General features: G+C 37.3%; 16 protein-coding genes. 10 read left to right on the forward strand and 6 right to left on the reverse strand.

The window, feature by feature from the left end; translation table 11 throughout:
• Positions 1-113 precede the first annotated feature (113 nt).
• Positions 114-935, forward strand: a complete 822-nt coding sequence (locus AAGF08_RS11525; RefSeq protein WP_343511318.1) for a mechanosensitive ion channel domain-containing protein — start codon at positions 114-116, stop codon at positions 933-935.
• Positions 936-989: 54 nt separating this feature from the next.
• Here the strand turns inward: AAGF08_RS11525 and AAGF08_RS11530 are convergent, their stop codons facing one another.
• On the reverse strand, positions 990-3,935 hold the full coding sequence (locus AAGF08_RS11530; protein ID WP_343511319.1) for an FAD-linked oxidase C-terminal domain-containing protein: 2,946 nt from the start codon (positions 3,933-3,935) through the stop codon (positions 990-992).
• 167 nt (positions 3,936-4,102) lie between these two features.
• On the opposite strand from AAGF08_RS11530, the gene AAGF08_RS11535 reads away from it, so the two are divergent.
• Entirely contained in the window at positions 4,103-4,873 is a 771-nt protein-coding gene (locus AAGF08_RS11535; RefSeq protein WP_343511320.1) for a YdcF family protein, read from the forward strand.
• A gap of 50 nt (positions 4,874-4,923) precedes the next feature.
• On the opposite strand, the gene AAGF08_RS11540 is transcribed toward AAGF08_RS11535, so the two are convergent.
• Both AAGF08_RS11540 and AAGF08_RS11545 read right to left on the reverse strand, forming a co-directional pair.
• On the reverse strand, positions 4,924-8,802 hold the full coding sequence (locus AAGF08_RS11540; protein WP_343511321.1) for an AAA domain-containing protein: 3,879 nt from the start codon (positions 8,800-8,802) through the stop codon (positions 4,924-4,926).
• Positions 8,803-9,615: an SDR family oxidoreductase gene (locus tag AAGF08_RS11545; protein ID WP_343511322.1), complete on the reverse strand. Its 813-nt coding sequence runs from the start codon at positions 9,613-9,615 to the stop codon at positions 8,803-8,805.
• A gap of 108 nt (positions 9,616-9,723) precedes the next feature.
• Here AAGF08_RS11545 and rlmD point away from each other — a divergent pair, with 108 nt between their 5' ends.
• The 4 genes from rlmD to AAGF08_RS11565 all read left to right on the forward strand — a co-directional run bounded on the left by rlmD (position 9,724) and on the right by AAGF08_RS11565 (position 16,395).
• Positions 9,724-11,127: a 23S rRNA (uracil(1939)-C(5))-methyltransferase RlmD gene (rlmD, locus tag AAGF08_RS11550; protein WP_343511323.1), complete on the forward strand. Its 1,404-nt coding sequence runs from the start codon at positions 9,724-9,726 to the stop codon at positions 11,125-11,127.
• A gap of 203 nt (positions 11,128-11,330) precedes the next feature.
• Entirely contained in the window at positions 11,331-13,001 is a 1,671-nt protein-coding gene (locus AAGF08_RS11555) for a Na/Pi symporter (RefSeq protein WP_343511324.1), read from the forward strand.
• A 140-nt stretch (positions 13,002-13,141) separates the two neighbouring features.
• Entirely contained in the window at positions 13,142-15,721 is a 2,580-nt protein-coding gene (locus tag AAGF08_RS11560; protein WP_343511325.1) for a cation-transporting P-type ATPase, read from the forward strand.
• A 296-nt stretch (positions 15,722-16,017) separates the two neighbouring features.
• Complete coding sequence (locus AAGF08_RS11565) at positions 16,018-16,395, forward strand: hypothetical protein (protein ID WP_343511326.1); 378 nt, start codon at positions 16,018-16,020, stop codon at positions 16,393-16,395.
• 157 nt (positions 16,396-16,552) lie between these two features.
• On the opposite strand, the gene thiL is transcribed toward AAGF08_RS11565, so the two are convergent.
• On the reverse strand, positions 16,553-17,581 hold the full coding sequence (gene thiL / locus AAGF08_RS11570; protein ID WP_343511327.1) for a thiamine-phosphate kinase: 1,029 nt from the start codon (positions 17,579-17,581) through the stop codon (positions 16,553-16,555).
• A gap of 175 nt (positions 17,582-17,756) precedes the next feature.
• A complete protein-coding gene (mce, locus tag AAGF08_RS11575) occupies positions 17,757-18,155 on the reverse strand; it encodes a methylmalonyl-CoA epimerase (RefSeq protein WP_343511328.1) in 399 nt (132 codons plus the stop codon).
• 96 nt (positions 18,156-18,251) lie between these two features.
• Between mce and AAGF08_RS11580 the strand changes: the two genes are divergently transcribed.
• The 4 genes from AAGF08_RS11580 to AAGF08_RS11595 all read left to right on the forward strand — a co-directional run bounded on the left by AAGF08_RS11580 (position 18,252) and on the right by AAGF08_RS11595 (position 20,856).
• On the forward strand, positions 18,252-18,578 hold the full coding sequence (locus AAGF08_RS11580) for an iron-sulfur cluster assembly accessory protein (RefSeq protein ID WP_343511329.1): 327 nt from the start codon (positions 18,252-18,254) through the stop codon (positions 18,576-18,578).
• A 158-nt stretch (positions 18,579-18,736) separates the two neighbouring features.
• Positions 18,737-19,834 carry a glycine cleavage system aminomethyltransferase GcvT gene (gene gcvT / locus AAGF08_RS11585; protein WP_343511330.1) on the forward strand — a complete coding sequence of 366 codons (1,098 nt, stop codon included), beginning with the start codon at positions 18,737-18,739 and terminating at the stop codon, positions 19,832-19,834.
• Positions 19,831-20,541 carry a 2-phosphosulfolactate phosphatase gene (locus AAGF08_RS11590; protein ID WP_343511331.1) on the forward strand — a complete coding sequence of 237 codons (711 nt, stop codon included), beginning with the start codon at positions 19,831-19,833 and terminating at the stop codon, positions 20,539-20,541. The genes gcvT and AAGF08_RS11590 overlap by 4 nt, the downstream gene beginning before the upstream one ends.
• 78 nt (positions 20,542-20,619) lie before the next feature.
• On the forward strand, positions 20,620-20,856 hold the full coding sequence (locus AAGF08_RS11595; protein WP_343511332.1) for a DUF465 domain-containing protein: 237 nt from the start codon (positions 20,620-20,622) through the stop codon (positions 20,854-20,856).
• A 74-nt stretch (positions 20,857-20,930) separates the two neighbouring features.
• On the opposite strand, the gene AAGF08_RS11600 is transcribed toward AAGF08_RS11595, so the two are convergent.
• Positions 20,931-21,722: a DUF1080 domain-containing protein gene (locus tag AAGF08_RS11600; RefSeq protein ID WP_343511333.1), complete on the reverse strand. Its 792-nt coding sequence runs from the start codon at positions 21,720-21,722 to the stop codon at positions 20,931-20,933.
• Positions 21,723-21,751: the final 29 nt, after the last annotated feature.

Raw genomic sequence — 21,751 nt, forward strand, 5'->3', positions numbered from 1 at the left:
CCTTACCTACTTATTTATTAAATGATATTTTTTAACTAATAAAAAAATAATGATATTAAGTCATCTTTTAATCATAAAACTCTCTGATGGAGTTTCAATAAACCTTATTTACTATGGATTTTGATATATCAAAAATTTTAGACCAAGTGTACCTCTATGCTCCAAAAGTCTTAGGAGCTATCATCACTCTTGTAATCGGTTTCTGGATTGCTGGCATTATTTCAAAAAGCATTAAAAAATCCTTAGAAAAAAATAATGTAGATAAATCCCTGGCCCCATTTCTTAATTCAGTCATTTCTATCACATTAAAATTCTTGGTGCTGTTAAGTGCAGCATCCATGTTTGGGATAGAAGTCACCTCTTTTATCGCAATTTTCAGTGCATTAGCTTTTGCTATAGGCTTAGCATTACAAGGAAATCTCAGTCATATGGCAGCAGGAATCCTTATTTTATTTTTCAGACCATTCAAAGTAGGTGATTTTATTGTGACAAATGGATACTCTGGGACAGTCAAAGAGATACAGATTTTCAATACCATTCTAACGACTCTTGACAATCGAATCATCATTATTCCAAATGGAGCCATTTCTTCAAACCCGCTTGAAAATTTAACTGCCAATGAAAGTAGGAAGGTTCCGATGACTTTTGGGATCAGCTATGAAGCAGATATAGACAAAGCACGTACCGTCATTGAAAAAGTAGCTGCTTCCTGCGGATTTATAGACCATTCTCAACCAGTGGATATTTTAGTTTCAGAATTGGGAGATTCCTCAGTTAATTTTGCCGTTCGACCTTGGTGCAAGACTGAAAACTTTTGGAACGTGCATTTCTTTATGCAAGAAAATATTAAGAAGGAGTTTGATAAGGAAAATATCGGAATACCATTCCCTCAGAGAGATGTACATCATTATTATCCGGAAGGAAAAAAAGGATAAAAAATTTAATAGATATCGCTCAAAAAAGACTGGGTTTGAAAAATCCAGTCTTTTTTAGTTTACTAAGCTATCCCATAAAATCTCAACAGGATGTTTAGCCTTTCGGCCAGTTCCATCTGCAATCTGATGTCTACAGGAAGTGCCTGGTGCAGCGATGATGGTTTCCGAATCAGCTTTTCTAACTGCTGGAAATAACACTAACTCTCCCACTTGCTGTGATACTTCAAAATGTTCTGCTTCATAGCCAAAACTTCCAGCCATCCCACAGCAACCGCTAGGAATTGTTTCTACCGAATAATTTTTTGGAAGACTCAGTATTTTTTGAGTCCAAACAATAGAGGATAAAGCTTTTTGGTGACAGTGTCCATGAAGTTTAACCTTCTGGCTTTTAGTGGTAAATGAATCTGATTTGATATTTCCTGCCGCTGTTTCCTGAGCTAAAAATTCATCAATTAATTTCACATGAAATTTCAGCTTTTTTGCTGCATCCACTAAATCTTTATTTACAATCCGTGGATACTCATCCCTAAAACTCAAAATAGCTGATGGTTCCAAACCGATCAGGGGAGTATTTCCATCAATCAATTTATTGAAGATTCTCACATTGGCTTCCGCATGCTTCTTGGCTTTTGATAGCAAACCTTTCGATAAAGCTGAACGACCACTTTCTTCGTGATCCACAATTCTAACTTCATATCCGAGTTTTTTCAATAAAGAAATGGCTTTAATTCCAATCTGAGTATCATTATGATTTGTAAACTCATCAAGGAAAAAATAAACCGCTTTTATAGTTTTTGATGCTGCAGGGAGGGTAGAATAATTCTTTTTATACCATTTCCGAAGACTTTGAGAACTGATAGCTGGTAAATTTCTATTAGGGGATACGCCAAGAAGATATTTCATCAATCCACCCGTGACACTGTTACTCAAAAAGAAATTCGCAATACCCGGAACCATAGCCCCCAGTTCATTCAATTCATTGATATGGGCAAAAGCTTTTGATCGAAGTGGTGTTCCATTAGTTTTTTGGTATTGGTAAAGGAACTCTGCTTTCAAAGTTGCCATGTCCACATTAGAAGGACATTCAGCTGTACAACCCTTACAGCTCAAGCATAAATCCATAGCCTCTTTTATCTCAGGGTGATCAAAGGCATTTTCCTTTTTGTCCATGGTCAAAAACTCCCGAAGCGTATTTGCGCGACCACGAGTGGTATCCCGTTCATTTCTAGTGGCCATAAAACTAGGACACATCGTCCCCCCAGACCCTGGGAGTTTCCTACAATCCCCAGATCCATTGCATTTCTCTGCAAGACGAAGTATCCCCCCGACCTGCGAAAAATCCATCATCGTTTTATGCTCAGGCGTCTCTTGGTCAGGCTCATATCTTAGGAATTTATTCATTGGTGCTGCATCCACAATTTTTCCTGGGTTGAAAATATTGTTGGGATCCCAAGTGAATTTCACTCTTCTGAAAAGCTCGTAATTCTTCTCGCCAACCATCATAGGAATAAAAGCAGCACGAACACGACCATCTCCATGTTCACCGGAAAGTGAACCTTGATACTTTTTCACTAATTCAGCAGAAGCTTTCGATATCTGGTAAAATTCCTCCACATCTTTTGACTTTTTCAAATCCAAAATTGGGCGTAGGTGGATCTCTCCGGCACCTGCATGGGCATAGTGAACGGGCTTTTGATTGAAGCCTTTCATCATCTCATCCACCTCATCGATATAATCTGCCAAATCCTCAATATCCACTGCAGTATCTTCAATACATGCTACCGCTTTTGGATCACCTGGAATATTAGCGAGTAATCCCAATCCAGCTGATCGAAGTGCCCAAGCTGCTGAAACCATTGCAGGTTCAATAATTGGGTAGGCATACCCTAGGTTGTTTTTTTTAAAATCCTCTACCAAAGCATGACCTTTTGCCATGGCTTCCTCCAAAGTCTTCCCCCGAAATTCAACCATTAGTATGGCCTCAGGATCACCTTCAACGAAATAGCGGTTTTTCGAATATTCAATACTCTCCTTCGTACAATCCAAAATAATCTTATCCATCAACTCCACTGCCGTAGCAGGATGCTTCATGGCAGTTTGCGAAGCAACCATACTTTGATGGATTGTTTCAAAATGAGCTGCCACAACAATTTCGATTGGATCAGGCAAAGGATCCAAGCTGATTTTGATTTCTGTGGTGAATGCCAACGTTCCTTCCGAACCTGTCAAAAGCTTGCAGAAATTAAAATTCTCTTTTCCTTCAAAAAGCTCCGACTTCAGCAATTCATCTACAGCATAGCCGGTATTCCTTCTGTGAATAGACTTTTTAGGGAACTGGGCATGGATTTCTTCTCTTGTCTCTGGATTATTTAATTCATCGAAAATCTGCCGATAAATCTTGCCTTCCAAAGTTCGAAGCCCACATTTTCTATCAAAATCATCCTGAGAGATCTCTTCGAAAACGGCCGGATTCCCGTCACTTAGAATAGTGTTTAGGGAAATGACTTTATCCCTAGTCACCCCATATACAATCGATGTGGTTCCTGACGAATTATTCCCTACCATTCCACCGATCATTGCCCTATTAGCAGTAGAAGTAATCGGACTGAAGAAAAGCCCATGTGGCTTTAAAAATCGGTTAAGTTCATCCCTTACCACACCCGGCTGCACTCTCACCCATCGCTCTTCTACATTGAGCTCTATAATTTCTGTAAAGTTTTTTGCCACATCAACCACAATTCCATTTCCAACGCATTGACCAGCCAGTGATGTTCCTGCCGTTCTTGGGATCAAAGAAGTACCATTTTCTGAAGCAAAGCGGATCAACTTCTGAATATCAGCTTCAGTTTTTGGAAATGCTACCGCCAAAGGCATCTCCCGATAAACGGATGCATCGGTGGCATAGAGGGTTTTTGTTAAGGTATCGAATTGCAAAGATCCTTCTAATTGAGAAGAAAGTTTCTGCAATAAAGGCAATAGGTTAGGCTGGTCTGAACTCATGTCCAAAAATAGCTTTCCTAAGGAGAATTAAGAAACAAGACAAGGGAAAGAATTTGATTTGGTTCATAAATTATTTTTCAGTGAATTAATTCCTCAAATGTTCTTTTTACAATGGATTTGAAAATTGAGTCAATCCATCCTTTCTTTGTGGAAACCTCAAGTGCCTCATGTTTTTCTACCTTTCTCAATTCCTGAGCTTTTTAGCCATGCCCTTGACCATTATCAGTATTTCTATTGTGATTGGAGCATTATATGTCAAAAAGAAATGGGGTAAGCGTAGCCTTTGGACAGGGATTATCCTGCTATGGTTTTTCTCCAATCAGTTTATATCAAATCAGGCAATGTTAACCTGGGAACCTGCTTTCAAGGATTTTAATGACATCAAACCCCTTGAATACGGGATCGTGTTGACAGGAGTGACCAATTTGAGCAAAACTGCTTATGACCGTACCTTCTTTAATAAAGGAGCTGATCGGATTACCCATGCGCTTCAATTATATCGAATGGGTAAGATCAAAAAAATTCTCATTACTGGAGGTCAGGGACTCAATCCTGTAAATCCACAGTCTGAAGCAGAACTTTTACAACGTTTCTTGATAATGACAGGTGTACCTCCTGAGGATGTTTTGATTGAAGATCAGTCGAAAAACACAGCTCAAAATGCTCAGTTTACCAAATCATTTTTAGAAGAAAAAGGAATAAATACAGATCAGCAATTTTTGTTGATCACCTCTGCATTTCATATGTACCGAGCAAAAGGCTGCTTTGATAAAGTTGGCTTGAAAACCGAAACCTTTCCGACAGACTATTATAGTTATGACACTAAGTATGATATTCCTACGATTATTTACCCCAGCCCTTTATCTATTGACAACTGGCATAAACTAGTCAAAGAATGGATCGGGATTCTAGTTTACAAATTAGTCGGGTATATTTAAATAAGCAACTTTGTCTAAGAAGGAAAATTTGAAATGACAAATAGCTAATCTTATTCTTTAAATAGAAAAGACCTACTCCATTCCCACTTCCACTCCCACCCCTTCTGCTCCAACAAAATAGGGTGATATGCCATTGCAGCCTTAGCAGTAGGTGCACTAAAAAACCGCTGATCATCAGTTAAAATAGCCGTTTTACTCCCATTAGGTCTTATCAAAATAAGATCCATAACAGCAGAAGGAATCTTTTTAGAATAGGAAGAATCTGATGCTATCAACCTATTTTTTAAACTCCAGCTTATCTCAAAATTCTTGAGTCTAATTTCTGGTGAATTAATAACAGCCGCATCGGATTGGGATTGAACAAAAGTCAAAAATTCTTTCAGCAATGCCAATCCAGGATTATTGAGTTGAGCAGGTCTGAAATCCTCCGGCAGGATACTACTGATTACATGCATCTTTTTTCTAGCTCGAGTGATGGCCACATTTAGGCGATTCTCTGCTCCAGATTTTCCCAACAAACCAAAATTTGTGACCAGCTTCCCTTCCCTATTCGGAGCATAACCTAAAGATAAAATAACTTGATCAAACTCATCACCTTGCACATTTTCGATATTTCTTACCTTAATCAATTCAGAATTCAAACCTGCTTTCCAAAGCAAATTCCGAATCAATTCCATTTGGAAATAATTCCCGGTGACAATCCCAATAGAGTCCTCTGGTGAATCTAAAGTTATCCTTTTCAACAATTCCAAAACTTCTTCTGCCTCGGCTCGATTGGTTTGGTTTTCCCAAATTCCTTCAATTTTTATCCAAGAAAAGGCTGGGACTGCCGCTTCCACTGTTCTATAATCTGGTAATACCTGTAAGAGATTTTCATAAAAATGAGAATTGGAAAAGTGGATCAAAGCAGGATCCGCCGATCTATAATGTCCTTTCAACTGCTGCTTTTCAAAATAATACCCTGCAAGTTCCAACAAAGATTCCGATTCAAACTCTACCCCTTCTTGATCAGTCTCCCAAGTGACTTGATAAAAATCTGAAGGTCTTAATTGTTTGGAATCTCCAGCTACTACTACTTGCTTACCGCGCATCATGGCTGGGAGTCCTCTTTCGACCTGGCACTGGGAAGCTTCATCAAAAATGACCAAATCAAAATCCTGAATAGCCGGAAAAAGAGCCGAAACTGTCTCCGGACTTGCAAGCCAGCAAGGCAAAAGCCGAAAAATCTCCTGTTCAAATTCCATGACCAGCTTTCTAATTGGCCAGCGTTGCTTCTTTTTATTAACCTGATGAGAAAGCTCTCTATAAGTAATCCGATTTCCAAGTCGATTTTCCTCAAGATTTGAGCTCATTTGCTCTCGAAGCCTTAGCAACCCAAAATCCTTAGATATCTTTCGCTTTTCAAGAATTGCTGTTTTTAACTCATCCATCTCCTGGCTTAACTTAAGACTTCCAGCTTCAGCAAGAGACGGATGTGTTTTTTCTAATTCAGAAATCCAACCTAAATACCAGGAATCTTCAAAACATTGAAGTTGGTCCAGCGTGGAATGCTCAGGATATTTCTCTTCCAAAATATCAGCAAGTCTCTTCTTAGTACTTTCCCAAGATTCAATAAACACGTCAAAAGCCTGAAGATCTACAAAATCTTGATTAAGGTTTGATCTATCGACTTTAAATCCATCAAATAAGAGTCTCTCAATTTGAATAGGATTGAGATAATGCTTCCATCGAATCACATCAGATTCAAATTTTCTAAAATGTTCTAATAATAGGCTTAGCTCGAGTTGAAAAAGGGATGGATTCTTTTGGAGTCTTTCCAGATCTAAAATGTCAGTTACTCTTTTTAAAGCGTCTTTATTTGAGAGCCATTTTATCACTTCATTTACTTCGAGCTTTGCTTTCTCAAGATGGAATAAGGAAAGATCTAAATACTTTAAACCATTCAACTCATTGAGTTTGCTTTCTATTTTTTTTATGATCTCAAATTCTTTAAGGGCTTTTTCTATATTTTTTCCCGTAAATTTTTTCCCATTCAATTCTAGCCACTTTGAAAAATTTGAAAAATGTTTTCTTCTCCAAGGAAGAATAAGCCTTTTAAACCAAGATTTCAATTGAATTTCAAGCTCGGTTTGATCTTCTTTCAGATAAGAGATTGCATCAGGAATTTCAAACTCGAGTTCGTGTAGTTGCTGCGATGTAGAAAGAATTGTTTTTTGAATTTGATTCAAAACCTTTCTTTTCTTTGGAAAGAAAATGACTTCAAGAGCTAGACTCGGATTTCTAAGGGATTTGAATTCATCAAATACATGCTTTATTTCTTCGGAAAAAGCATCCCCTGCTACTACTTTTTTCTTTTCCTCATCTAAGATATTCTTATTCCAAGCCTCAGAAATATCATTTAAATCATACCTATCAATTTCATCCAACACTTGAATTATCTGAGGAAAATTAACTGGTTTAAAATGGGAGAAGGACACTCTTTCCTCCCAAAATGTTCCTTCAAACTTTGATTTATAAGTTTTATAAAGTTGAAACTCCTTCTTAAAAGACTTGGATTCTTCCCGATTTAATTGAATCAAAAGCGGTGAATCTATTACTTCTTCTTTTACCCGTTTAACTTGAAGGTACATCTCCTTGATAGGGATTCCTGAAGCTGAACTATCAATCATTGAATCCCGCAATTCTTCAAATTTTTCTGAAAGTCTTTTGATTGTTTTGGAATAGACTGAAATTTCCCTTTCAAGAAACATAGCATCTATTCCTCTATTCATTTCCTGATACTTCTCAATGGAATCAATCTGGGATTTGATCTTAGCAAACAATGACTTCTGATCTGCTCTATAGTCATGAACCAAGCCCAAAAATTCTCCAAAACCTGCCTTCTCCATCCGTTGGAAGACAACATCCAAAGCCGCCCTTTTCTGTGAAACTACTAGAACTTTCTTTCCTCTGGCGATAAAATCTGAAACTAGATTAGAAATCAATTGTGATTTTCCCGTCCCAGGAGGGCCTTCAACTACCAAGCTCTTTCCTTGTCTGACCTCTAACAGTACCTTTTCCTGAGATGCATCCAAGGGGAAAATCGGAAACATTTTTTCCTCAGTAGGTTTTGTTTCGGGCTTTGCTACAGCAAAATGACTCTGAAAAAGCTCTTCTAATTTTAAATCTCCAACTCGTTCCTGAAGGGATTCATATTCACGAAACAGAAAACTTCCTTTTTGCGAATAAAGCCCTAGTAGGCAATAAGGCTTAAAATTTAGCTTGCCATCCTCAAATCTATTAATGTCTATACTTTTTTGAGAATTAGGAAAACCAGCAATTCTATCTTCAAAAAGACTGGAACTCATCTGAATCGAAAAATTCTCTTGTATGATTTTGGCAAGTTCCGTTCTAAAAATGGTTGGATCCGAAGACAAATTTTCTAGAGCTTCATCCAATTCCGGGTTGAAATTTTGTTTGTAAGCTAGTTGGTAGGCTAAGAGAAAAGCTGGATTCCATTGCCAACTTCCTTTTGGCTCCAAATACCAAACATTCTTTTCCTTTTTAATAGATACAGGAAGCATCAATAAAGGAGCTCTTACCAATTGCCCATTCATAAGTTTCCCCTCAACAAATATGAAGGAGACATAAAGTGCATGATCACCTGTCTCTTCTTGGGTCAGTTGATCTTTAAAACTCAGTCTCGCAATTGATTTGGAAAATAGGTTAGTTTTGGCTTGCCTTGGGTCAGACTCAGGAATGAGCGGAATCCGCTTCTTTTTTCGAATTAACCCCTTTAAAATCCCAAACGAAGTTTCCCCATTCAAAAAATCTAATTCCTGAAGATCTATAAATCCGCTTCCTTCAATTTTTGGAATATACAAAGACTTGTTTTTTGAAGACAAGTCTGTCAATCTATTCTGATACGTTTGAAAGATCGATTCAGCCATTTAGTTAAACGGAGAATCAGGTTCCTTTGCCATTTCCCTGTACACCATTCCGTCCATGATTCCTGGAATCCATTTATTTAAAAATACTGCCAACTTCCCTTGGGTAGTAAGGACTAAATCCCTTTTTCTTTTTTTTGTCGCTTTCATGATGGCTTCTGCAACATCTTTTGGCAACATCATATTTGACTCATCTCTAGGAGACTCTCCTTGGGATGCTCCGTTAGCTGTCAATGCATTACTTCGAATGTTGGATGCTGTAAAACCTGGAGAAGCCACCAACACATGAACTCCTTCATTCATTACTTCCGTTCTCAGTGATTCAAAAAATCCATTCATTGCATATTTACTTGCAGTATAAGCCGTCCTGGCTGGAGTTCCTCTAAATCCATTAATTGAGGAAATTCCAATGATAGAACCTTTATTCTTTAAAATAGAAGGAAGACAGTATTTAGTAGCATAAACAGCACCCCAAAAATTTGTATCCATGACTTTTCGGAAGACTTCCAAATCCAAATCCTGGAACAGAGCCCGCATTGAAATCCCGGCATTATTAATCAAAATATCTATTTTGCCATAGGCAGAAAGGACTTCATCTGCCATTCTCTTATTATCAGACTCCGAACCAGCATCAGCTAAAACTGCTAAAACATCAATTCCAGCATCTGCTAAAATCTTTCTTTCAACTTCAAGTTTCTCTGGATTTCTTCCGGTAATCGCAACCTTTGCCCCTTCCTTTCCAAATGCAAAGGCGCAAGCAGCACCAATTCCTGAAGTGGCTCCTGTTACGACGATGACTTTGTTCTTAAATTCCATAGGTTTACGATCTTACAAAGATAGTCAAAACAAAAAAAATGAAAGGATCATAACACCTTTTATGAAAGGTTTTTCTTCTGCCTTTTGATTTTCCCTAATTTTGCGCCCATGTCGAGGAAAATGAAAAATAAAATTGTCTCCAATCTTCAAATTGAGCGAATCGCTTCGGAAGGAAAATGTGTTGGACATCATGATGGAAAAGTTGTATTTGTCTCTGGAGTAGCTCCTGGAGATGTGGTAGATGTTCGAATCACAAAAGGTAAAAGTTCTTTCATGGAGGGAGAACCTGTAGCCTTTCATCACTATTCTAAAGACAGAATTGAGCCATTTTGTTCCCATTTTGGAACATGCGGTGGATGTAAATGGCAACACATCAATTATGATTTACAAAAAAATTATAAGCGCCAGCAGGTTGTAGATCAATTTGAACGCATTGCTAAGGTGGAAATTCCGGAAGTAATGCCTACTCTAGGCTCTGAAAAAGTAAAATATTATAGAAATAAGCTCGACTTTACTTTTTCCAATAAAAAGTGGCTGACCATAGAACAGATTCGTTCTGGAGAAGATTTTGACAGAAATGCTTTAGGTTTTCACATTCCAAAGATGTTTGACAAAATCATCGATGTAGAACATTGTTATCTTCAAGAAGGTATCTCTAACGAGGTACGAAATGAATTGAGAGCATTCGCTTTAGAAAACAAGCTTTCATTTTATGATATCAGAAATCAAGTTGGGTTACTTAGAAATCTAATTATACGAACTACCAGCACCAACCAAACTATGGTCATTGTTCAGTTTGGAGAATCTGACGAGTTGTCAATTCCAGTTGTGATGGAGTTTTTGAAAAATAAATTCCCCGAAATCACTTCTTTGCTTTATGTAATCAATACTAAAGGCAATGAGACATTTCATGATTTAGATTTGGTGACTTTTTCTGGATTACCCTACATAGAAGAAGAAATGGAAGGATTGAAATTCCGAATTGGTCCTAAGTCTTTCTATCAAACCAACTCGGAACAAGCTTACGAATTGTATAAAGTTGCCCGTGATTTTGCTGACCTAAAAGGAGATGAAATCGTGTATGATTTATATACCGGTACAGGTACTATTGCAAACTTTGTAGCCAAGAAAGCCAAGCAGGTAATAGGTGTAGAATATGTGGAAGCGGCTATCGAAGATGCAAAGATTAATTCTCAAATAAACAACATCGAAAACACCTTGTTTTATGCCGGTGATATGAAGGATATTTTGAATGAAGAATTTATCCAAAACCATGCAGCTCCAGACGTTATCATCACAGATCCTCCTAGAGCTGGAATGGATGAAAAAGTCGTCCAAATGTTACTTCGACTTTCTCCACCAAGAATTGTTTATGTATCCTGCAACCCTGCTACTCAAGCAAGGGATGTTGCCTTATTGGCAGAGAAGTACGATGTTGTAAAAATCCAACCAGTCGACATGTTTCCTCAGACTTATCATGTTGAAAACGTAATCCTTTTGAAAAGAAAATAAATTAAAAAGTAATCAAAGCCCTTTAATAAAGTACTGGTTAATTTATTCTTTTGATAGATTACTTGTCAGAAACAAAGCTAATTGTCTTTTTATCCTGATTTAAATCAAGTTTTCAAAGCCGTAATTTTCAGAAAACTAGGTTAAATTTAAGTGTACCTCATTATTGCTAAAGAGGTGCGCTTCTTTAACCTTAGTTATAAGATATGCTTGAGAACTTTGACTTTTGGAAATTTTTAGCCGGATTAGGGCTTTTCCTTTTTGGAATGTCCCAATTAGAGTTCGGTGTGAAAGAGTTAGCTGGCCGAGGTTTCAAAGTTTTTATCAAAAAACATACGAAGAGTAAAATCAAAGGAATCCTAGGAGGAGCTTTAATTACTGCCATTTTACAAAGTAGTTCTGTAGTTTCTTTAATGCTATTAGCTTTTGTAGGTGCTGGAGTGATCAGCATGAAAAATGCCTTAGGTATTATTCTAGGATCTAATCTTGGCACAACCTTCACAGGATGGTTAGTAGCTACCCTTGGTTTCAAAGTAGATATTGAGAGTTTCATTCTGCCATTTATTGCTTTAGGAGCATTACTGGTAGTACTGTTCCCCAAACGACAGCACCTTTTCAATACTGGCCTTTTGGTTTTGGGGTTTGCCTTACTTTTCCTAGGGCTGTCCTTCATGAAAGATAGTATCTCTTATCTCGCTGATAATTTTGATATCAGTCTTTTTAAAGATTATCACCCTTTTATATTCTTTATTGTTGGCTTTTTTTTTACGGCTTTAGTCCAGTCCAGTTCAGCGACAATGGTGATCACCTTGAGCGGACTGAATGCTGGAATTATTGATTTTCATTTAGCCGCTGCTTTGGTTATCGGAGCAAATTTAGGCACTACCGTCACAGCTTTATTAGGAGGGTTTCAAGGTCCCGTTGCTAAAAAAAGAGTAGCACTTGGGCATTTCTTATTTAACCTAGTCACAAGTATCATTGCGTTCTTATTTTTGGGGTTAGTAATCTCATTTATTACCGATTTGCTACAAATTAAAGATGAATTACTCGGTCTGGTCCTTTTTCACAGCTTGATCAATTTAATAGGCATCATACTTTTTTATCCATTTCTTAATCAGTTTGCAAATTTTCTTAATAAAAGGTTTACAAATAAAGATGATCGCGCAGGAATATTCATTCATGAGTCAACCGTTGAAGTCCCGGAAACAGCTCTAGAAGCACTCCGGAATGAAACAAACCATCTTGTTTCTTTAGTTTTAAAATTATGGGGAATTGCCTTTCTTCAAAAATTCAACGAATCTGACTCTCCAAGAAGCATGCAGTTTTTTAAGCTGAATAAAAGTTTTAAAGACAACTATTTCCAGATCAAAAGACTACATGGAGAAATAATCAATTTCTATGGAGATCTTCAAAAACAAACATTGACAGAAGATGAGTCTTCAAAACTATCTAAAATCATCACTGCCACAGGAAATGCGCTACATGCCGCAAAAGACATTAAAGACATTGAAAATGACCTTTCTATTTTCCGGAAATCAGGGAATAACACCCTAAACTTACTATATGAATTCTTTAATGACACAAGTCTTTTTATGATATCAAAATTCAAACAATTACTAAGTTCAAAAGCTGACGAAATTTCCTTCGAAGATTTTGGGAGACTGATGGTCGATATTCAAAAAAACTACGACAAATTACTGGAAATGGTCTATGATCATTCTAATAGAAAGCATTTGGAAGAAGAAGAAATAGCAACCGTCTTGAATGTAAACAGAGAACTATATTCTACAAATAAAGCAATCATTCGTGCGCTAAAAGATTACAAACTAAGTCCCGAACAAGCTGCTCTATTTGAGAATCTTCCAGCTTTTAGATAATGGTAAATTTCATTTGATAGAAAGAAAAGAGATGTCAAATAAGTTGAATACTTTCGATAAAAACCTTAAAACAGTTTAAATGGACTTCACAATCATTAGAATCTTTACTTTAAGTTCCATTTTAAACCAAAATATAAACAATGTTAAATCCTGAAAATCTAACTGTAGATGAACTTCTAGAAAAGCTTAAGGTGGATTCAAAAACAGGATTGACTGATAAAGAAGTTTTACAAAGACGCTCGGAATATGGAGCAAATAGTATACCCCTGGCTAAAAAACGAACTGCTTGGGAAATTTTCCTTTCACAATTTAGGAATGTTATAGTTATTTTATTGGTTGTTGCAGCGGTTGTATCCTACTTTTTCGGAGATTTTTATGAAGCAATAGCGATCGTAGCAGTCATATTGATAAATGCAATTATCGGATTTATACTGGAGTCTCAGGCTAATAAATCCATGAATGCCTTAAAGCAATTAGAGCAACCAAATTCAAAGGTTATCCGAAATGCTTCACTCGTTCATATCCCGATTCAGGATTTAGTCCCAGGAGATATAGTTTCATTTGAAGCTGGTGATTTGATAGGTGCAGATGCTCGTTTAATAGAAGTAAATTCACTTGAGACTAATGAAGCTGCGCTCACCGGTGAATCACTTCCAGCTAGCAAAAAAACTGAACGTATCGATGAAAAGGTTTCCATCGGTGATCAGGCAAATATGGTCTTTCGTGGAACTTCAGTTACCCGTGGAAATGGGCTTGCAGTAGTAGTTTTCATAGGAAAAGATACAGAGATAGGCCATGTTTCTTCCATGCTTGATGAAGCCCAAGCGGAAGAACTTCCACTTAATAAAAAGCTCGATAAATTCAGCAGAACATTAATCTGGTTGAGTTTTGTCATTATGATTCCTTTTATCGGAATCGGTCTTCTCGAATCGAAAGACCTGTATTTATTAATTGAAACGGCTATTGCCCTTGTCGTCGCAGCTATTCCCGAAGGTCTCCCAATTGTAGCCACTATCGCATTGGCAAGCGGAATGTTGCGCTTGTCTAAAAAGAAGGTTCTTGTTCGAAAGTTAGCTGCAGTTGAAACGCTTGGTGGAACCAACATTATTCTAACTGATAAAACCGGAACACTGACTGAAAATCAACTTGAGGTTGTAGAAACAAGTCCGGATAGAAAGGATATCAACTCTTTTGAAAAACTCAAGGAAATAATGGTTTTATGCAATAATGCATCTTTAAACCAAGACAATAAACATGTTGGTGACCCGGTAGAAATTGCATTGTTGCTCTGGGCAGAAAAGTCATCTCCTAAATCTGTACAACAGTATCGGAAAGATTGGAAAAAGTCAGGAGAGATTCCTTTTGAAAGTGAAACCAGAATTATGACCACCTTTCATAAGCATGAGGGAATTACTCAAGCCTCTATGAAAGGTTCTACCACAGATGTGATTAAAAACTGTAACTATTATCTACAAAATGGTTTGGTAAAAGAGATAGATGAGGATATAAAAAATTACTGGTTGGACCAGACAAAATTACTCTCCTCAAAAGGATTAAAAGTATTGGCTGGAGCTTACCAGATATCAGAGAATTCCACTTTTGAAAAAGCTGATAAATTAATTATGGCAGGACTAGTAGGTCTTCAGGATCCTGCAAGACCGGATGTATTTGAGGCTATTTCAGAATGTCATACCGCCGGTATTCAAGTTGTAATGGTAACAGGGGACCATCCGGAGACTTCAAGAACGATAGCAGAAAACATTGGAATTATAACAGAAGATAATAAGCTGGTTGTTCAAGGCAAAGATTTGACGTTTGGGGAAAACGAAAACACAGACATACTGAGTGCGTCGGTTTTTTCAAGAGTGAGCCCTGAGCAAAAATTGAAATTGGTTGAATATTATCAGGCCCAGGGATTTGTGGTAGCCATGACTGGTGATGGAGTGAATGATGCACCAGCCCTAAAAAAAGCTGATATAGGAGTTGCTATGGGCTTAAGGGGAACAGAGGTGGCAAAAGAGGCAGCCGATATGATATTACAGGATGACTCATTTTCTTCCATTGTTACCGCTATTAAGCAAGGTCGAATCATCTTTACTAATATCAGAAATTTCATAATCTATTTACTCTCTTGCAATTTGAGTGAGATTTTAGTCGTTTCCTTTGCAGCATTTCTGAGTTGGGGATCACCCCTTCTCCCTTTACAAATACTCTTCTTAAATATTGTCACAGACGTTTTTCCGGCACTTGCTTTAGGTATGGGCCAGAGTAACAAAAATTCTGTGCTCGAAAAGCCAAGAACAATCAATGAACCATTGCTTACAAAAGATCATTGGAAATCATTGATCGTATATGCTATTATCATTACGGTCAGTGTTTTGGGAGTTTTTTATTATTCATCTAGGGTTATGGGTCTTGGGGAGACCCAAACAAATAATATCGCTTTTTTCACCCTTGCTTTTGCCCAGCTATTTCATCCATTTAATTTAATTAAGCGAGGAGAGAATCTTCTTACAAATGGAATAGTTAGAAATCCCCACTTGTGGGCTTCAATCGTTTTTTGCTCTATCCTGTTAATTGGAGCTAGTTCCATTAGTCCATTTAATACACTTCTTACACTTGATTTTCCTTCAAAAGATATGTGGTTACTCATCCTTGGGGGAAGCTTAGTCCCTATCCCTTCCATTTATTTTCTTAAGGCTTTAAGACTTATATCCTAAAGGAAAAATTGGCTTCATTTATCCTATAAAAATAGCTTTGGAATAGGTCGTTGATTTTAACCTTAAATAGAACAAATTGTACATCCTAAAACCTGATTTCTAAGATCTCATTTTTATTAAATCAAATCCCAGCTTAACTAAGAGCTATTGAATTAATAAAAACATGGAAATTGAGATAAAATTGTCCGTTCTTTGTCAAGAAGATTTAAAACAAAAACATTATAAAATTGAACAATAAACTTATGATGCTATAAATCTTTTTCTTAAAAATGAATGTAATCAGACTAGTTTAAAAAATGATTTCAGACGAAAACGACCCCACATTAAACGGTAAATATCTTGGGACAATCAGCAGTGATTTTGTCAAAATATCCGATACTTTAAAAGAAGCTTCTTATCAAATCAGATCTCGAAAATTTTCTGAGTACCCGATATTTCCGATTTCAAAAGAGATGCAACCAATCGGTAAAATATTTTTAGGCAAGGCTGAAAAAGACCTTGATTGGAATTATTTTATCACATATCTAGATGAGTTTGTCCAAAGGAAATTAATCTCCGAGGAGGCTCTTGAAGAATTCAAAAAAGCTTATAAAGACCCTGATGAATTTTGCTGCCTTTTTGTCATAGATGGCGCTTTCACCAGTTTTGTTTACATACCTTACCCTAACGATTGAGTAAAAACAAAAGCAAAAAAAATCTCTACCTTTCATTTAGATAGAGATTTTTTATTTATTCATTATCAGATATATATAATAATTAATCTGAAGTTATTATTGATAACAGTAATTATAGAATTTATCTATAACATGCTCTTCTTGTCTGGGATTCGTTTTAAAAATGCTTCCAACCCTGAGCTTTGATTTGAACCGCTGTTCCACTTTTTGTCACCAAATATTTACCATCTTCTGACTTGCTAATATGTCCTATAAAATGAATATCCGGATGCTTTTCTAATTTTTCAAAATCCTTTTGGTCAATCGTAAAAAGAAGCTCGTAATCCTCTCCTCCATTCAGCACACAAGTGATCGGATCAAGATTCAGTTCTACCGCTGTATCAAATGTTTGTTTGTCGATAGGAAGTTTATCCTCATAAATTGTAGCCCCTACCCCAGAAGCTTTACAGATATGGAAAATCTCTGAAGCCAGCCCATCTGAAATATCCATCATACTTGTAGGTACCACTCCCAATTCACCCAGCTCATGAACGATATCCATTCTTGCATCTGGCCTTAGTTGTCGACCTGTAACAACAGTATATTTTTCCAGATCTGGTTTCATATCCGGATTGGCTAAAAAGACTTGCTTTTCACGTTCCAAAATCTGTAGCCCAACCAAGGCTGCACCAAGGTCTCCAGTCACACAAAGTATGTCATTTACTTTCGCCCCAGATCGATAAGAAATTTGCTCTTTTTTCGCCTCGCCAATAGCAGTAATCGAGATAGCTAAACCGGTTCTTGAAGCAGTTGTATCTCCTCCAACTAAATCTACGCCATAATGATCACAAGCTGCATAAATTCCTTCGTACAATGCCTCCACAGCCTCCAAAGAAAAACGATTTGAAAGGGCTATGCTTACTGTAATTTGTTTGGGTATCGCATTCATTGCTGCGATGTCTGAAACATTTACTGCAACAGCTTTAAATCCCAAATGAGGAAGTGGTGCATAAGAAAGATCAAAATGTACCCCTTCCATCAATAAGTCTGTAGAAATAACTTTCAAGTGATCTCCTGCATCAATAACCGCTGCATCATCACCTATTCCTTTTAAACTTGATTTATTTTTGATGATTACTTTTTCATTGAGCCGATCTATTAAACCAAACTCTCCTAAATCACTTATTTCTGTTCTTTTCTCTGACATATTTCTTTTTCAAACTGATTTGTCTAAGGTTTCCATCACATGAAACCAGTCGACATTTTATTAATTTCTATTTTATTTTCTAAAATCAGGCTTCAATTATACTGCCCACAGCGACTGAGACCTACCTCCGGTAGGCAAGCTGCCAACTGCGACTCACAACTCCCTATTTGCCAACTCATTTCTCCTGGCACAGTTCGACCAGCACTCCATTGGTACTTCGCGGATGCAAAAATACCACTAATTTATTGTCTGCACCTAGTTTTGGGGTTTCATTCAATATCTCGAATCCTTCCGCCTTTAGCCTATCTACTTCAGCATGAATATCTTCTACATCAAAAGCTATATGATGTACACCTTCTGACTTTCGGTCAATAAACTTAGCGATCGGACTATCCTCCCTGGTAGCCTGAAGTAATTCTACTTTGGTTTCTCCTACTTGGAAAAAAGATGTTTCCACACCTTCTCCTTCTACTAATTCCTTCTTGAAATGCTCTTTCCCTAACAAGCGAGCAAAAAGTAAATTAGATTTTTCCAAATCTGTAACTGCAATGCCAATATGTTCGATCTTCCTCATTTTTAAATTTCTTATATTTGCAACTGAATTATTTAGAAGTTATTGATGTTTCCATCTTTACTTACGTAATTGAAGATAAAGTAAAAGCACAAAGATATGATAATCGTTTCTGACAAAGCCAAAGAGCGAATTTTAGAACTAAAAAAAGAAGAAAATCGCAAGGAGGAAGAAAATATCCGGGTATCGGTTAAGGGTGGAGGTTGTTCAGGATTAATGTATGATCTTGGATTTGATGCCAATACTGTAGAAACTGATCATGTTTTCGAAGATAAGGGTGTGAAAATCATCGTAGATAGAAAAAGTTTGCTCTATCTAGCAGGTACCACATTGGAATTTTCTGATGGATTAAACGGAAAAGGTTTTCAGTTTGTCAATCCAAATGCCTCTAGAACTTGTGGTTGTGGCGAAAGCTTCTCCATTTAAGGAGCATTTAACGAACTCAAAAAAAGACAGCCTTCATCAGCTGTCTTTTTTATTGCACATTTTTTACCAGTTCGTATGATTGATTGACTTTTTGATCCTTCAATTCTTCAATATCCTCCTCATTCCTTACCTTTGCCCACGAAAAATTTACCCCAAATATGGAAGAGCAAATCAAAAAAATTCAACTTAATGACCTGCACACTGCCCTAGGAGGCAAAATGGTGCCTTTCGCCGGATACAATATGCCGGTTCGTTACAGTTCAGATAATGAAGAGCATCTCTGCGTCAGAAATGGAGTTGGAGTTTTTGATGTTTCTCATATGGGTGAGTTTATGGTGGAAGGACCAGAAGCTTTGAACTTGATTCAAAAAGTAACTTCAAACGATGCTTCCAAATTAGTGGACGGCCAAGCACAATATTCTTGTTTTCCAAATGAAACCGGCGGAATTGTTGATGATTTGATTGTTTATAAATTTTCCGATCAGAAATACATGTTGGTTGTTAATGCTTCCAATATTGATAAAGATTGGGCTTGGGTAAACAAGCACAACTCCATGGGGGCAAAACTGACAAATATCTCTGATGAGATTTCTCTTTTTGCTGTTCAAGGACCAAAAGCAATCGAGGCGGTACAATCCCTTACGTCTGTAAACCTCTCTGAAGTGAAGTTTTATCACTTTACTGTTGGAGAATTTGCAGGAGTCAAAGATGTTATTATTTCAGGAACGGGCTACACAGGTGCTGGTGGTTTCGAGATTTATGTGAAGAATAAAGATGCCGAGAAAGTATGGAAAGCAATTTTTGAAGCTGGAAAAGATTTTGATATCAAACCAATAGGCTTAGGAGCCAGAGATACCCTGAGATTAGAAATGGGCTATTGCCTTTATGGAAATGACATCACAGACACTACTTCTCCTTTAGAAGCGGGACTGGGTTGGATAACAAAGTTCACCAAGGACTTCATTAATTCTGAAGCTCTTAAAGCTCAAAAAGAAGCTGGAGTATCTCGAAAACTAGTTGGTTTTGTGATGCAGGAAAGAGGTATTCCGCGAGGGCATTATCCTATTTTAGATGGTTCAGGAAAGGTTATCGGAGAAGTTACTTCAGGAACTCAATCTCCAAGCATGGGTGTCGGGATCGGTTTGGGTTACGTAAAAACCGAATTTGCTAAACCCGGTTCAGAAATTTATATACAAGTTCGAAATAAAAGCTTAAAGGCTGTAGTGGAAAAACTGCCATTGCTGAAAGTTAAATGAGAAAAGTAGAAATCTGCTTCAGCCCCGAGCTAATTCATCTTCATTCCTTAGAAGGGAAAATAGTGGTGGTAGTGGATATTTTTCGTGCCACGTCCACTATGATTTCCGCTTTGGCAAATGGAATTACAGAAATCCGAACATTTGCGGACCTGGAGGAATGCAGAGCAATGAAGCAGGAAGGGTTTTTGATCGCTGGTGAAAGAAATGGTTTGAAAGCACCCGGATTTGAAATGGGAAACTCACCTGTAGCTTACCTTAATGAAGCCTATATAGGGAGGAAATTGGCCATGACAACTACCAATGGTACTTTGGCTATTTCTAAATCGGCTAAAGCAGATGAAATATTGATCGGAGCTTTTCCAAATCTTAGCAGTACGATCCAATACCTTCAAAGTAAACATCAAGATGTTTTAATACACTGCGCTGGATGGAAAGGAATGTTTAACCTTGAAGACGCTCTTTATGCTGGAGCCTTGGTAAAAAGTTTGGAATCCAGCCATGAAGCTTCTGAAGATGGAGCTTTAGCAATGAAAGCACTATTCGAAAAGGAAGGCCATAACTTAAAAGGTTTTCTCTCACAGGCCTCTCACGCTAAAAGACTTCAAAATCATAACATTGAATCAGATATTGATTTTTGTTTGACTTTGGACCTTTTTTCGATTATTGGTAAGCTGGAGGGTGGCTCGCTTTTCGCAATCGAACTATAAATTATCTATGGAAATGACTTTTGTCATGAGTTCATACGAAAATAGATTCTATCATTGTTTAATTAAACTTTAAAATAAATGATCAAAAAACATCCATTAATTGAAGAATTTCCTGAGCATGCGGACAGAATCCATGACCTTAAGGAGAAAAATAACCATTTCAAAAACCTATTTGAAAAATACGATGAGCTCGATCACGAAATTTATAAAATAGAGTCTGACACCGAACCTGCATCAGATGAAACGCTTAATAAACTACGATCAGAAAGAGTCAGAATTAAAGACGAACTTTATCAGATGTTGTTGACCTTATAAAAAAAGAGCCTGGGATTTACCCAGGCTCTTTTTTTATATTTTTCATGAGGCAATTTCCTTCTCAGATAATTTTATTATTCATTCAAGGGTATCAGTTCCACTTTTCTGAAAAATATTTCCGCTCCTTCAGATTGAATTTGAATTCGCCCTTTACTTGGTTTAACATTTATAGCACGGTTTACCAGTTTTCCATTCAGGTAAATAGTAACCTCATCTCCCTTAACCACGCATTCCACTTGATTCCATTCACCCACTGGTTTCTCCACGTCCTGAGGACCACGGAAATCAATCTTATCTTTCCAATTGGGGTCTCGCCCATACCAATTGATCCTTCCCCTATTAATAGTAGCGAGTTCCCCATCAGGTTGAAAAACATAAGAGCTACCCTGCTTTTCCGGAGCTACTGGACTTGTAATACTGAAATTTTTACTTCCATCTCCTACCACAATAAAATCACCTGTCCCACCCTCTATTAGCTGACATTCGATGGAATGCATCCAGATCCCATCTGACGCTCCATCCTCTCCTATTGAATGCAAAAGAATTCCAGAATCTCGTGCATTTTCCAACCTGGGAGAATAAGTTATTTCTCCCCACTTAAACTCAACGATAAGCCTATAATCTTCAAACTCCTCATAAGTGGTGATACCTCCCCACTCCTCCCCGGAAATCCGAATCATCCCATCCTGGACAGTGAATACATTTTTGGGATCAATATTCCTTCCTCTATTTTGAACAAAAGTGTACCAGCCATCAAGGTTTTTACCATTAAAAAGGATGACTTTATTTTTGTTATCTGATTGGCTTTGGGAATAAGCTATCGAAGTACCTAGCAACAAAATTGATAAAATAAGAACTTTTTTCATTGGAGTTTTGGGTTGAAAAATAAACATCA

Origin of the sequence: Algoriphagus sp. SE2, from assembly GCF_039563885.1 — a bacterium.
In the GTDB taxonomy this organism is placed as follows: Bacteria; Bacteroidota; Bacteroidia; order Cytophagales; family Cyclobacteriaceae; genus Algoriphagus.

Excerpts from the sequence above, each read along its gene's own strand:
- AAGF08_RS11525 (WP_343511318.1), top strand. The coding sequence starts at position 114 with ATGGATTTTGATATATCAAAAATTTTAGACCAAGTGTACCTCTATGCT.
- AAGF08_RS11530 (WP_343511319.1), bottom strand. The coding sequence starts at position 3,935 with ATGAGTTCAGACCAGCCTAACCTATTGCCTTTATTGCAGAAACTTTCT.
- AAGF08_RS11535 (WP_343511320.1), top strand. The coding sequence starts at position 4,103 with ATGTTTTTCTACCTTTCTCAATTCCTGAGCTTTTTAGCCATGCCCTTG.
- AAGF08_RS11540 (WP_343511321.1), bottom strand. The coding sequence starts at position 8,802 with ATGGCTGAATCGATCTTTCAAACGTATCAGAATAGATTGACAGACTTG.
- AAGF08_RS11545 (WP_343511322.1), bottom strand. The coding sequence starts at position 9,615 with ATGGAATTTAAGAACAAAGTCATCGTCGTAACAGGAGCCACTTCAGGA.
- rlmD (WP_343511323.1), top strand. The coding sequence starts at position 9,724 with ATGTCGAGGAAAATGAAAAATAAAATTGTCTCCAATCTTCAAATTGAG.
- AAGF08_RS11555 (WP_343511324.1), top strand. The coding sequence starts at position 11,331 with ATGCTTGAGAACTTTGACTTTTGGAAATTTTTAGCCGGATTAGGGCTT.
- AAGF08_RS11560 (WP_343511325.1), top strand. The coding sequence starts at position 13,142 with ATGTTAAATCCTGAAAATCTAACTGTAGATGAACTTCTAGAAAAGCTT.
- AAGF08_RS11565 (WP_343511326.1), top strand. The coding sequence starts at position 16,018 with ATGATTTCAGACGAAAACGACCCCACATTAAACGGTAAATATCTTGGG.
- thiL (WP_343511327.1), bottom strand. The coding sequence starts at position 17,581 with ATGTCAGAGAAAAGAACAGAAATAAGTGATTTAGGAGAGTTTGGTTTA.
- mce (WP_343511328.1), bottom strand. The coding sequence starts at position 18,155 with ATGAGGAAGATCGAACATATTGGCATTGCAGTTACAGATTTGGAAAAA.
- AAGF08_RS11580 (WP_343511329.1), top strand. The coding sequence starts at position 18,252 with ATGATAATCGTTTCTGACAAAGCCAAAGAGCGAATTTTAGAACTAAAA.
- gcvT (WP_343511330.1), top strand. The coding sequence starts at position 18,737 with ATGGAAGAGCAAATCAAAAAAATTCAACTTAATGACCTGCACACTGCC.
- AAGF08_RS11590 (WP_343511331.1), top strand. The coding sequence starts at position 19,831 with ATGAGAAAAGTAGAAATCTGCTTCAGCCCCGAGCTAATTCATCTTCAT.
- AAGF08_RS11595 (WP_343511332.1), top strand. The coding sequence starts at position 20,620 with ATGATCAAAAAACATCCATTAATTGAAGAATTTCCTGAGCATGCGGAC.
- AAGF08_RS11600 (WP_343511333.1), bottom strand. The coding sequence starts at position 21,722 with ATGAAAAAAGTTCTTATTTTATCAATTTTGTTGCTAGGTACTTCGATA.